Annotated in this window: 10 protein-coding genes and 2 riboswitches; of the genes, 4 read left to right on the forward strand and 6 right to left on the reverse strand. The window is 64.4% G+C overall.

Features of this window, described 5'->3' with window-relative positions; translation table 11 throughout:
* Nucleotides 1-370: 370 nt before the first annotated feature.
* The gene (locus CAG11_RS21950) at nt 371-1,456 is read left to right on the forward strand and encodes an ABC transporter substrate-binding protein (protein WP_085597914.1); all 1,086 of its coding nucleotides are present in this window, start codon (nt 371-373) and stop codon (nt 1,454-1,456) included.
* A gap of 4 nt (nt 1,457-1,460) precedes the next feature.
* Here CAG11_RS21950 and CAG11_RS21955 read toward each other — a convergent pair whose 3' ends face one another.
* Nucleotides 1,461-1,679: a DUF2970 domain-containing protein gene (locus tag CAG11_RS21955; RefSeq protein ID WP_022639447.1), complete on the reverse strand. Its 219-nt coding sequence runs from the start codon at nt 1,677-1,679 to the stop codon at nt 1,461-1,463.
* Nucleotides 1,680-1,771: 92 nt separating this feature from the next.
* The gene (metH, locus tag CAG11_RS21960) at nt 1,772-5,482 is read right to left on the reverse strand and encodes a methionine synthase (protein ID WP_085597915.1); all 3,711 of its coding nucleotides are present in this window, start codon (nt 5,480-5,482) and stop codon (nt 1,772-1,774) included.
* Between the two features lie 153 nt (nt 5,483-5,635).
* Between metH and CAG11_RS21965 the strand changes: the two genes are divergently transcribed.
* Complete coding sequence (locus CAG11_RS21965) at nt 5,636-7,927, forward strand: fatty acid cis/trans isomerase (RefSeq protein ID WP_085597916.1); 2,292 nt, start codon at nt 5,636-5,638, stop codon at nt 7,925-7,927.
* Between the two features lie 138 nt (nt 7,928-8,065).
* Nucleotides 8,066-8,650 (forward strand): Fe-S biogenesis protein NfuA, encoded by a 585-nt coding sequence (gene nfuA / locus CAG11_RS21970; RefSeq protein WP_022639450.1) that lies wholly within the window; start codon nt 8,066-8,068, stop codon nt 8,648-8,650.
* 87 nt (nt 8,651-8,737) lie between these two features.
* Here the strand turns inward: nfuA and cobM are convergent, their stop codons facing one another.
* The 4 genes from cobM to CAG11_RS21990 form a co-directional block, all read right to left on the reverse strand.
* Nucleotides 8,738-9,484, reverse strand: a complete 747-nt coding sequence (gene cobM, locus CAG11_RS21975) for a precorrin-4 C(11)-methyltransferase (RefSeq protein WP_085597917.1) — start codon at nt 9,482-9,484, stop codon at nt 8,738-8,740.
* A gap of 244 nt (nt 9,485-9,728) precedes the next feature.
* Nucleotides 9,729-10,130, reverse strand: a complete 402-nt coding sequence (locus CAG11_RS21980) for a cobalamin biosynthesis protein (protein ID WP_085597918.1) — start codon at nt 10,128-10,130, stop codon at nt 9,729-9,731.
* The gene (locus CAG11_RS21985) at nt 10,127-10,831 is read right to left on the reverse strand and encodes a CbtA family protein (protein ID WP_022639453.1); all 705 of its coding nucleotides are present in this window, start codon (nt 10,829-10,831) and stop codon (nt 10,127-10,129) included. The genes CAG11_RS21980 and CAG11_RS21985 overlap by 4 nt, the downstream gene beginning before the upstream one ends.
* A gap of 10 nt (nt 10,832-10,841) precedes the next feature.
* A complete protein-coding gene (locus CAG11_RS21990; RefSeq protein ID WP_085597919.1) occupies nt 10,842-11,030 on the reverse strand; it encodes a CbtB-domain containing protein in 189 nt (62 codons plus the stop codon).
* A 96-nt stretch (nt 11,031-11,126) separates the two neighbouring features.
* A riboswitch (cobalamin riboswitch) is annotated at nt 11,127-11,347 on the reverse strand.
* An 85-nt stretch (nt 11,348-11,432) separates the two neighbouring features.
* Nucleotides 11,433-11,643: riboswitch (cobalamin riboswitch) on the forward strand.
* A gap of 96 nt (nt 11,644-11,739) precedes the next feature.
* On the opposite strand from CAG11_RS21990, the gene cobW reads away from it, so the two are divergent.
* Nucleotides 11,740-12,804: a cobalamin biosynthesis protein CobW gene (cobW, locus tag CAG11_RS21995; protein WP_085597920.1), complete on the forward strand. Its 1,065-nt coding sequence runs from the start codon at nt 11,740-11,742 to the stop codon at nt 12,802-12,804.
* Nucleotides 12,805-12,806: the final 2 nt, after the last annotated feature.

Raw genomic sequence — 12,806 nt, forward strand, 5'->3', positions numbered from 1 at the left:
AAAAGTGATGTTTGAGTATATGCAAAGAACCAAAACGACTAACGGTAGGGCTTTCTCAGTATCCACATTTGTGGTGTGGGAAATCCTGGTCTTAACTGTGGGCGTGTCTTTGAGCAGTCACCGATAAAATCCACTAGAGGCGATGCTATGAGCCATCCAACCAAAGCCAGGAAAAGTGACAGCAGTGTCGATGCTTGGGCCATTCTCTTTCTGATCATACTGGTCGTGGGTACGGCCGTGTTCTGGGTCAGCCACCAGTAGTAGAGAGGCCTTACAGAGCCTGGATTGTCGGACAATCACGACAATTTACCGCTATTGGCCAGCATCTTGCCAGTTATACTGCTGGGATCATTCTGGGGCTCTTTTCGTGATGTTCAAGCTGTTGTGCAAGTGCGTGGTGTGGCTGAGCCTGCCGTTCTGGAGCATGGCTCAGGCGACCTCGGTGGTCTTCCTCAATCCCGGCAACTCGACCGAAACCTTCTGGGTCAGCTATTCGCATTTCATGCAGGCCGCCGCTCGCGACCTGGGCATGGACTTGCGCATCCTCTATGCCGAGCGCGACGCCGGCCGGACCCTGGAGCAGGCGCGGCAGGTGATCCAGGGCGAACATCGACCGGACTACCTGGTGCTGGTGAACGAGCAGTACATCGCCCCGCAGATCCTGCGTTTGTCCCAGGGCACCGGGATCAAGCTGTTCCTCGTCAACAGCGCGCTGACCCAGGACCAGCGTGAGCTGATCGGCCAGAACCGGCACAAGTATTCCGACTGGATCGGCAGCATGCTGGGCAACGACGAAGAGGCCGGCTACCTGATGCTCAAGGAACTCGTGCGCCAGCACGGGCCGGTGGCGGACGGGCAGAGCATCGAGCTCCTGGCTTTCTCCGGGTTGAAGGTCACGCCCTCGGCGCAATTGCGCGAGCAGGGCCTGCGCCGGGCCCTGGCCGAATTCCCGCAGGTGCACCTGCGCCAGCTGGTCTATGGCGAATGGAACCGTGAGCGTGCCTACCGCCAGGCCCAGCAGTTGCTGCGGCGTTACCCGCAGGCCCGGCTGGTCTGGTCGGCCAATGATGAGATGGCCCTGGGGGCCATGAGTGCGGCCCGCGAGCTGGGCCTGAAGCCCGGCAAGGACGTGCTGTTCAGCGGTCTCAACAGCTCGCCGCAAGCGCTGCAGGCCTTGATCGATGGGCAATTGTCGGTCCTGGTCGCCGGGCACTTCACCCTGGGCGGCTGGGCCCTGGTGACGCTTCACGACGACGCGCTGGGCCTCGACACCCGGCGCCAGGGCGGGCCGGATTGGCGCTTGCCGCTATTGCAGCCGTTGACCCCGGGCCAGGCGCAGCAATTGCTGCGCCTGGGAGACCGTGCCGGGAGCGGGGTGAATTTCCGCGCCTTGTCCGCCCAGGGCAAGCCGGACGGCTATCGCTACCCCTTCGGGTTGCAGTTGCTGCTGCGCTAGCGCTTCAGACTCCCGCCAGGTGCATCGCCAGCTTGGCGATGCCCAGCAGCACCAGGACGAACAAGGTGGTGAACAGGATGCCCAGCGCGATGAAGTGGCTGGGCTTGCCGTGGGTGAAGTCGCGGGCGCGATTCTTCCCGCTTTGTACGCCGAAGGCTGCCGCCAGGACGCTTTGCAGCATTTGCAGGAAGGTCGGTGGCTGGTTGTTGCTTGGATCGTCCATAAATCCCTCGACACGGTTGGGTGTCAACAGAGCATAGACAATACCGGCGGGCATCAGGGGGTGCCTGGCACCCCCTGCACAAGCGGCTGCGATCAGTCGTCGTAGCCCAGGTTCGGCGCCAGCCAGCGTTCGCTCACGGCCAGGTCCTGGCCCTTGCGCTGGGTGTAGCTCTGCACCTGGTCCTTGTCGACCTTGCCCACGGCGAAGTACTGCGCCTGCGGGTGGGCGAAGTACCAGCCGCTGACCGCCGCCGCCGGGAACATGGCGAAGTGTTCGGTGAGGAACACGCCGCTGCGCCCGGCCTTGCCTTCGCTGGCCTCGGGGTCGAGCAGGGCGAACAGGGTGCTCTTCTCGGTGTGGTCCGGGCACGCCGGATAGCCCGGGGCAGGGCGGATACCGCTGTACTGCTCCTTGATCAGCGCCTCGTTGTCCAGGTGTTCGTCCCTGGCGTAACCCCAGTGCTCCTTGCGCACCTGTTGGTGCAGCCATTCGGCGCAGGCTTCGGCCAGGCGGTCGGCCAGGGCCTTGACCATGATCGAGCTGTAGTCGTCGCCCTTGTCCTGGTAGGCCTTGGCCACTTCCTCGGCGCCGATGCCGGCGGTGGTGATGAAGCCGCCGACGTAGTCGGTCACACCGCTGTCCTTGGGCGCCACGAAGTCGGCCAGGGACAGGTTGGGCTTGCCGTCGGGCTTGATGGTCTGCTGGCGCAGGTGGTGCAGGGTGGCCAGGGTCTGGCCGTGGTCGCCGTAGACTTCGATGTCGTCATGGTTGACCTGGTTGGCCGGCCAGAAGCCGAATACCGCCCGGGCGCTGATGAGCTTCTCGTCGATCAGCTTGTCGAGCATCTCGCGGGCATCCTTGTACAGCGCCGTCGCTGCCTCGCCGACCACTTCGTCGGTGAGGATGCGCGGGAATTTGCCGGCCAGGTCCCAGGAGATGAAGAACGGCGTCCAGTCGATGTACTCGGCCAGCTCGCGCAGGTCGATGTTGTCGAGCATCTTCACGCCCGTGAAGGACGGGGTCGTGGCCTGGTAGGCCGCCCAGTCATATTGCGGCTTGGCCGCGATCGCCTGTTGGTAGCTCAAGCGCTCGGTACGGGCGCTGCGGTTGGCGGTGCGCTCGCGTACTTCCACGTACTCCTGGCGGGTCTTGTCGACGAAGCCGGGCTTGAGTTCCTTGGACAGCAGTTGGGTGGCCACGCCCACGGCGCGGGAGGCGTCAGTGACGTAGATCACCGCGTCGTTGTTGTACTTGGGTTCGATCTTCACCGCGGTGTGGGCCTTGGAGGTGGTGGCGCCACCGATCATCAGCGGCAGGTGGAAATCCTGGCGCTGCATCTCGCGGGCGACATGGACCATCTCGTCCAGCGACGGGGTGATCAGGCCGGACAGGCCGATGATGTCGCACTTCTCGTCGCGGGCGGTCTGCAGGATCTTCTCCGCCGGCACCATCACGCCCAGGTCGACGATGTCGTAGCCGTTGCAGCCCAGCACCACGCCGACGATGTTCTTGCCGATGTCATGCACATCGCCCTTGACCGTGGCCATGAGGATCTTGCCCTTGGCCTCGGGCTTGTCGCCTTTCTCGGCTTCGATGAACGGGATCAGGTGGGCCACGGCCTGCTTCATCACCCGGGCCGACTTGACCACCTGGGGCAGGAACATCTTGCCGGCGCCGAACAGGTCGCCAACCACGTTCATGCCGCTCATCAGCGGGCCTTCGATGACCTCGATCGGCCGCGCGCACTGCTGGCGGCACTCCTCGGTGTCCTCGACGATATGGGCGGTGATGCCCTTGACCAGCGCGTGTTCCAGGCGCTTGCCCACTGGCAGTGAACGCCAGGCCTCGTCCTCGACTTCCTTGCTGGCGCCGCCACCCTTGTAGTCGTCGGCGATGGCCAGCAGCGCGTCGGTGCCTTCCGGAGTGCGGTTGAGCACCACGTCCTCGACCTTGTCGCGCAGGGCCGGCGGGATCTCGTCGTAGATCTCCAGTTGGCCGGCGTTGACGATACCCATGGTCAGGCCGTTCTGGATCGCGTGGTAGAGGAACACCGAGTGGATCGCCTCGCGCACCGGGTTGTTGCCACGGAACGAGAACGACACGTTGGACACCCCGCCGCTCGACAGGGCGTAGGGCAGGTGGTCGCGGATGTAGGCGCAGGCTTCGATGAAGTCCACGGCGTAGTTGTTGTGCTCTTCGATGCCGGTGGCCACGGCGAAGATGTTCGGGTCGAAGATGATGTCTTCCGGCGGAAAGCCCACTTCATTGACCAGGATGTCGTAGCTGCGCTGGCAGATCTCGCGCTTGCGCGCGGCGGTGTCGGCCTGGCCGACCTCGTCGAAGGCCATGACCACCACGGCCGCGCCGTAGCGCTTGCACAGGCGCGCGTGATGCTTGAACTGCTCGACGCCTTCCTTCATCGAGATCGAGTTGACGATGCCCTTGCCCTGGATGCACTTGAGGCCGGCCTCGATCACTTCCCACTTGGAGGAGTCGATCATGATCGGTACGCGGGAGATGTCCGGCTCACCGGCGATCAGGTTGAGGAAGCGGACCATGGCGGCCTGGGAATCGAGCATCCCTTCGTCCATGTTGATGTCGATCACCTGGGCGCCAGCCTCGACCTGCTGCAGGGCGACTTCCAGGGCCTCGGTGTAGTTTTCTTCGCGGATCAGCCGGGCGAACTTGGCGGAGCCGGTGATGTTGGTGCGTTCGCCGACGTTGACGAACAACGACTGGCGATCGATGGTGAACGGCTCCAGGCCCGACAGTCGGCAAGCCTTGGGAATCTCCGGGATGACCCGTGGCTTGTGTTTGGCCACGGCCTCGGCGATGGCCCGGATATGCGGCGGAGTGGTGCCGCAGCAGCCGCCGATGATGTTGAGGAAGCCGCTGGCGGCGAACTCCTCGACCACCGCGGCCATTTCCGCCGGGGTTTCGTCGTATTCGCCGAAGGCGTTGGGCAGGCCGGCGTTGGGGTGGGCCGAAACATGAGTGTCGGCCTTGGTCGACAGCTCTTCCAGGTAGGGACGCAGGTCCTTGGCGCCCAGGGCGCAGTTCAGGCCCACCGAGATCGGGTTGGCATGGCGCACGGAGTTCCAGAACGCTTCGGTGGTCTGGCCCGACAACGTGCGGCCGGAGGCGTCGGTGATGGTGCCGGAGATCATGATCGGCAATTCGACGTTGTCCTCCTCGAACACCTGCTGCACGGCGAAGATCGCCGCCTTGGCGTTGAGGGTATCGAAGATGGTCTCGATCAGGATCAGGTCGGCGCCGCCCTCGATCAGGCCACGAGTGGCCTCGGTGTAGTTGCTCACCAGTTCGTCGAAAGTGACGTTGCGATAGCCCGGATCGTTGACGTCCGGGGAGATCGAGCAGGTGCGGCTGGTCGGGCCCAGGACGCCGGCGACGAAGCGCGGCTTATCCGGGGTTTCCAGGGTTTTCGCGTCGGCCACCTTGCGAGCCACGCGGGCACCTTCTACGTTCAGTTCGTAGACCAGCGCTTCCATGCCGTAGTCGGCCTGGGACACCTGGGTGGCGTTGAAGGTGTTGGTCTCGAGGATGTCGGCGCCGGCGTCCAGGTAGGCTTTCTCGATCGCGCCGATCACGTCCGGACGGGTCAGTACCAGCAGGTCGTTGTTGCCCTTGACGTCGCTGGGCCAGTCGGCAAAGCGTTCGCCACGGTAGTCCCGCTCCTCGAGCTTGTAGCTCTGGATCATGGTCCCCATGCCGCCATCGAGGATCAGGATGCGCTCCTTGAGGGCTTGCTGGAGAGCGTGGAGGCGAGCACTGCGGTCAGACATGGGAGCTACCTGGAAAGGCCATTACGGAGGGCGTGGAGAATAGCAAACCTGCATGGTTTTGCGGCATGTGCCGGTTTTGCATGAATATCGTTCATGTTGGTTCGCCGGGCGGACCGGTAGAATCGCGACGTTTTTATTTTCGGGACCAGGGACATGCCGTATCGTTTTGCCGTCAGCAGCGTGCTGCTGCTATTGAGTTCACTGTGCATGGCGCAAGGTCCGGCGCCGGCGATTTCCTATACCCGCGATATCCAGCCGATCTTCACCGAGAAATGCGTGGCTTGCCATGCCTGCTACGACTCGGCTTGCCAGCTCAACCTGGGCAGTGGCGAAGGTGCCGCCCGTGGCGCGTCGAAGGCGCCGGTATACGACGGTGAGCGGAGCAAGGCCCAGGATCCGACCCGGTTGTTCTACGACGCCAGCGGCAAGGCGGCCTGGCAGAGCCGCGGGTTCTATTCGGTGCTCGACGCCCAGGGCAGCCAGGCGGCACTGATGGCGCGCATGCTGGAATTGGGGCACCGGACGCCGTTGCAACCCAATGCCAAGCTGCCCAGTGAGATCGTCCTGGGCCTGAACCGGGAAAACATGTGCCCGCAGCCGGCCGAGTTCGACGGGTATGCCGGCGCCCATCCCAAGGAAGGCATGCCCCTGGCGGTCACCGGCCTGACCAGCCAGCAGTACCAGACGCTACAGCGCTGGCTGGCTTCCGGCGCGCCGATCGATGAGCAGGGCCTGGCCCCCAGCACCCGGGAAAGCCTGCAGGTGGTCCAATGGGAAAACCTGCTCAACGCCCCTGGCGCCCGGGAAAGCCTGGTGGCGCGCTGGCTCTACGAGCATTGGTTCCTCGCCCACATCTATTTCGAAGGCGGTGAGCCGGGGCATTTCTTCCAGTGGGTGCGCTCGCGTACCCCCACTGGCCAGCCCATCGACCTGATCAATACCCGACGCCCCAACGACGACCCGGGTACCCAGGTGTACTACCGCCTGTGGCCGGTGCAAGGGGTGATCGTGCACAAGACCCACATCACTTACCCGTTGGGCGCGGCGAAGCTGGCCCGGGTCAAGACCCTGTTCTACAGCGGCGACTGGCAGGTCAACGCCTTGCCCGGTTATGGGCCGGCGCGCCGGGCCAACCCGTTCGAGACCTTCGAGGCGATTCCGGCCAAGGCCCGCTACCAGTTCATGCTGGATAACGCCGAGTACTTCGTGCGGACTTTCATTCGTGGCCCGGTATGCCGCGGACAGATCGCCACCGATGTGATCCGCGACAACTTCTGGGCGCTGTTCCAGGCCCCGGAACATGACCTGTACATCACTGACCCGGCCTATCGCGGCCAGGCCACGCCCCTGCTGGCGATGCCGGGTCAGAACGACGATGTTGGCAGCGTGCTCAGCCTGTGGCTGGCCTACCGCGACAAGCGCAACGAGTACGAGGTCCTGCGCCGTGATTCCTACGCCGAGGCCCCGGCGCCCAGTTGGTCGACCCTGTGGGCCGGCAACGACAACGCGCTGTTGAGCATCTTCCGGCACTTCGACAGCGCCTCGGTGACCAAGGGCCTGATCGGCGAGATTCCGCAGACGATGTGGCTGTTCGACTATCCATTGCTGGAGCGCACCTATTACCAGCTGGCAGTGAACTTCGACGTGTTCGGCAACGTCTCGCACCAGGCCCAGACCCGGCTGTACTTCGACCTGATCCGCAATGGCGCCGAGCAGAACTTCCTGCGCCTGATGCCGGCCGGCACCCGCGAGGACTTCCTCGACGACTGGTACCAGAACAGCGGCAAGTTCAAGATGTGGCTGGACTACGAGTCCATCGACGACAGCAAGCGCAGCGCCCTGAAGCTGGACGCCAAGGATCCGAAGAAGGATTTCGCCAACCAGTTGCTGGCGCGCTACGGCGAGCTCAATGCCAAGCCGGACCCGATCAACCGCTGCGACAGCGCCTATTGCTCGCGACCCAACATCGCTCCGGCCCTGCAGGATGCCGAACAGGCCCTGAGCGGTCTGGCGTCGCGGCCGGCGGCCGGGCTCAAGGTCATCGAGCAGTTGCCTGAGGCCACCTTGCTGCGGGTCCAGACGCCCGGCGGCAAGCGCCAGTTCTACAGCATGCTGCGCAACCGGGCCCACAGCAACGTGGCCTTCATGCTCGGCGAATCGCTGCGCTACCAGCCGGGGCTGGATACCCTGACCATCTTCCCGGGCATCCTCAGCAGCTACCCGAACTTCATGTTCGACATCCCGTCCGCCGAGGTGCCGGAGTTCGTCACGGCCATGCAGGAAGCCCGCGATGCCGAAAGCTTCGAGAAGATCGTCGAGCGCTGGGGCATCCGCCGCAGCCATCCGCAGTTCTGGCAGTACTTCCATGATCAGACCCGCTTCTTGCAGGAAACCGATCCGGTCGAGGCCGGGGTCATGGATATGAACCGCTACGAAAACCTCTGAGATAGAGCGGTCGCCGCCCCCGGATGCGCAGAAGGCTACGGGGGCGTCTCAGACCAAGGTCTATCCTGACAAAAACACTAGGACTTTTTCAGCGACATCGATTGGCGTAAACTGCGCCCACGTCTGCGAGGAACCATCATGAGCGCCATAACCATTACCGACGCCGCCCACGATTATCTGGCTGATCTGCTGTCCAAGCAGAACACCCCGGGGATCGGCATCCGCATCTTCATCACCCAACCAGGTACCCAGTACGCCGAGACTTGCATCGCCTATTGCAAACCGGGCGAAGAAAAGCCCGAGGACAAGGCCCTGGGCCTCAAGAGCTTCACTGCCTACATCGATGCCTTCAGTGAAGGTTTCCTCGATGATGCAGTCGTCGACTACGCCACCGACCGCATGGGCGGCCAGCTGACCATCAAGGCTCCCAACGCCAAGGTGCCCATGGTCAACGCCGACAGCCCGATCAACGAGCGCATCAACTACTACCTGCAAACCGAGATCAACCCCGGGCTGGCCAGCCACGGCGGCCAGGTCAGCCTGATCGACGTGGTCGAAGACGGCATCGCCGTGCTGCAGTTCGGTGGCGGTTGCCAGGGTTGTGGCCAGGCCGACGTGACCTTGAAGGACGGCATCGAGCGCACCCTGCTCGAGCGTATTCCTGAGCTCAAGGGCGTGCGCGACGTCACTGACCATACGCAGAAAGAAAACGCCTACTACTAAGGCGTTCGCTGCGACACAAAAAAACGGCGCCCCGTGAGCGCCGTTTTTTTATGCCCGGAACCAGGCCCCTGGGCGTGAACAAGTGGGTCAGGGCCGATAGAGGTGTGCGTGGCCGGCGCGGTACAGCGACGACTCACTGAAGGCATCGGCGGCCAATACCCGGCCCACCAGGATCAGCGCGGTGCGCCGGAAGCCCTTGGCGGCTGCCTTGGCTGCGATATCCGCCAGGGTCCCCTGCACCCAGTCCTGGTCCGGCCAGGTGGCCCGGTGCACCACCGCGATCGGGCAGTCGGCACCGTAGTGGGGCAGCAGTTCGGCGACGATGCGCTCCAGATGGTTGACCCCCAGATGGATGGCCATGGTGGCGCCATGGGCCGCCAGGCTGGCGAACTCTTCCCCGGCCGGCATGCTGGTCTTGTCCGCGTAGCGGGTGAGGATCACGCTCTGGGAGACATCGGGCAAGGTCAGCTCCGCTCCCAGCAATGCGGCGCAGGCGGCGGTGGCGGTGACTCCGGGGACGATCTCGAAAGCAATCCCCAGCTCCCGCAGGCAACGGATCTGCTCGCCGATGGCGCCGTACAGGCTCGGATCGCCGGAGTGCACCCGGGCTACATCCTGGCCCTGGGCATGGGCTTCGCGGATGGCCTCGATGATCTGTTCCAGGTGCAATTCGGCGCTGTTGATCACCCGTACTGCGCTATGTCCCTCGAGCACCGCCTGGGGCACCAGGGAGCCGGCGTAGATGATCACCGGGCAGCGATGGATCAGGCGCTGGCCCTTGACGGTGATCAGTTCCGGGTCGCCGGGGCCGGCGCCGATGAAGTAGACAGTCATGGCAGTGTCCTGTGAAAAAGGGGGCGAGCAGGCTTCATGATGAAGATCGCTCATGATCGAGGGCGGGGGTTAGCGGCGATTCTACGGGCAAACAGCTAACAGGCCGTTGAAAAACTATCTGCGTTGCCATCGCTGCGTTGAAAACAGGCTGGTGCGCCAGCCCGTTCAAAATGCTCATTTACCGCGCGTAAACTGCGCTTTTTCGCTTGTTTTCGCCTTGTGCTGGCTGCCTCGCCTACGTTTTTCAAGGGCCTGCCAATGCCAGGGTGGCTTCGGCGGATTTTTGCCGGGGCACCAGCAGTTGCGCCGAGCCTGCTTGCAGGCATTCGGCCATGGCCAGGGCGGCGCTTTCGGCGACGCCATGACAGCCGGTGCGTTCGAATGCGGCCTGCGACCTGTGGCTCAGGCGGGAGTCGTAGGGCGCCAGTTGGGCACTGCTGAAGAAGGTCAATGGCAGCGACAACTGCTGCGCCAGCTCCAGCAGGCCCAGTTCATCCTGCTTCAGGTCGATGCTGGCCATGGCCTGTACCTGGCCCAGGTCCAGGCCATGGGCCCGCAGCACCTGGTCCAGCAGGGCGCGCAGGGCGCTGGCCGGGCAGCCCTTGCGACAACCCAGGCCGACCACCAGGACCGGCTCGGTGATCATGCCCGCTGGCCATCCTCGCCCTTGCGCCGGAACAGCCAGGCGCTGATCAAGCCCAGGGCCAGCCAGAAGGCGGCATTGGTCAATTGCGAGGCAATCTTGAACTGGGCCTCCAGTGCTTCGGGAGCCAGCATCGAATGCACTTCCGGTTGGGGAGCGCCGATCACATGGGGCACGGCGATGATGGCCGCGCCCAGCAACTTCAGCAGCCAGTTGCCGGCGAACACGATCAGTGCCAGGCCCACGGCAGTGGACGCGGCGGCACCGACCCACCAGGTCTGGCGCTGCACCAGGTCGGCCGCGGCGGTGCCCGGCAGCTCCGGCGGCAGGCCCAGGGTGGGCGCCAGGCAGAAGGTGGCGTAGCCGGCCAGGCCCCAGAGCAGGCCCTGGGAAGTGCGGCTCGGTGCGCGCAGGGTGTAGAGGCCTGCCAGCATCAGGGCGAAGCCCACGGCGACCACCAGGTTGCCGCCGGTGGTGGACAGGACTCGCTGCCAGCCGTCCTCCGGTTCCCAGGCTTCTTCATCGTGGACGTGCCCGGCCATGGCGCCCGGGGCGTGTTCATGGACTGCCTCGGTGGCCGGGGCCTTTTCGTAGGTTTCCGCCTGGAGAATCAATGGCGCGACCCAGAAGCTTTGCAGCAAGGTCAGCAGCAGGGCGGCCAGCAGCCCGGTGAAGCCTGCGGTTTGCGCGATACGCTTGATCATCGGACGGGTCTCAGTGGCAAGGGAAGGCGGCGCTGTGGCGGGTGTCGTGGGCGGCGTTGTGTACCGCCTCGATGTGCGAGAAACCGGCGAAGTACACCAGGCAGGCGCCAAGGATCGAGGCACCGATGGCGGCTACCAGGCGCTGGCTCAGGGTGGCGGTGCTGCTGGCGGAATGGCTGGTGCTGCTGATGATCGACATGGCGCGTTCCCTTGGGTTTGTCAGCGGGAAGCGGCGCAGGAAAACCCCGCGTGGCGTTCACGCAGGGTTTGCAACAGCGCCCGCCCACCGCGGGTTTGTCATTCGTGTATTGCGGGCCGGTCTCCGGGCTCGCGAGGGGCAGGGCGGGTCATGCCATGCCGGCAAGTGTCGCCTTCCCATGCCCAGGGCACAGTGGATCTGACACTTCGCTCGCTTACCGTTGCGGGGGCAGCACCGGACTGGTCATCGCGGCAAGCGCGTGATTCACCGGTTTCCCGTTTCACCCTGTGAAGGGCACCCGTAACAAGTTGTGTAGCAAATCATGGGCAAGGGAGCGCCGTCAATCGCCGGTTGGCACGGGAAGCCGCCGCATATGTGCATTGACCGTCCTCCGCGCTCTGCGTAGCCTTGCGCCTTCGAGGTTCTTCGGCCAGCGGTCGAAGCTAAGACGGGAACGCGGTAGAAGCCGCGGCTGCCCCCGCAACTGTGAAGGGTTCCATTCCTGCACGGCCACTGCCTGGCGTCCATGACGCCGGCGGGAAGGCACAGGAAGCGTCAGTCCTGGACTGGCAAGCCCCCAGCCAGGAGACCTGCCTCGACCCAGATTCTCACTACAACCGGGCGGGGTGATCCGGTGGCGAAATCAGCACCTGGCCCGCGCCGTGCCTGTCGTCCCGTATGCCCGCCTCCTTCGCCAAAAGGGCATCCGATGAAAACACTGGCCAAACTTCCCGTCACTATCGTCACCGGCTTCCTGGGCTCGGGCAAGACCACCTTGCTGCGGCACATGCTGGACAACGCCCAGGGCCGTCGTATCGCGGTGATCGTCAACGAGTTCGGCGAACTGGGCATCGACGGCGAGATCCTCAAGCAGTGCTCCATCGGCTGCACCGAGGAAGAGGCCAGCGGCCGGGTCTTCGAATTGGCCAACGGCTGCCTGTGCTGCACCGTGCAGGAAGAATTCTTCCCGGTGATGCGTGAACTGGTGGCCCGCCGTGGCGACCTGGACCATATCCTCATCGAAACCAGCGGCCTGGCCCTGCCCAAGCCCCTGGTGCAAGCCTTCCAGTGGCCGGAAATCCGCAGCGCCTGCACCGTCGATGCGGTGATCACCGTGGTCGACAGCCCGGCCGTGGCCGCCGGCACCTTCGCCGCCTTCCCGGACCAGGTGGACGCCCAGCGCAAGCTCGACCCCAACCTGGACCACGAGTCGCCACTGCACGAGCTGTTCGCCGACCAGTTGTCCAGCGCCGACCTGGTGATCCTCAACAAGACCGACCTGATCGACCCGGCCGACCTGGCCAAGGTCCGCCAGGAAGTGGCCGAGGAGCTGCCGCCGGCGGTCAAGGTGATCGAGGCCAGCAGCGGGCGCCTGCCCCTGGACGTACTGCTGGGCGTGGGTGCCGGTTCCGAGGAGCACATCGACAGCCGTCACAGCCACCATGATCACCACCATGACGACGATCATGACGACCATGACCACGACGCCTTCGACTCGATCTCCATCGAGCTGCCCGAGGCCGACGAAAGCCTGCTGCTCGATGCCCTGACCCAACTGGTGGTCAAGCACGGCATCCTGCGGGTCAAGGGTTTTGCGGCGATCCCCGGCAAGCCGATGCGCCTGCTGCTCCAGGGCGTGGGTACCCGTTTCGACAAGCACTTCGACCGCAAGTGGGGCGCTGATGAGAAACGCATCACCCGCCTGGTGCTGATCGGCCAGGAACTGGACGCAACCCAGCTGGAAGCGCAACTGCGCGCCGCCCTGGGCGCCTGACC

The sequence above is a fragment of the Pseudomonas sp. B6(2017) genome (assembly GCF_002112765.1).
Lineage (GTDB): Bacteria > Pseudomonadota > Gammaproteobacteria > Pseudomonadales > Pseudomonadaceae > Aquipseudomonas > Aquipseudomonas piscis.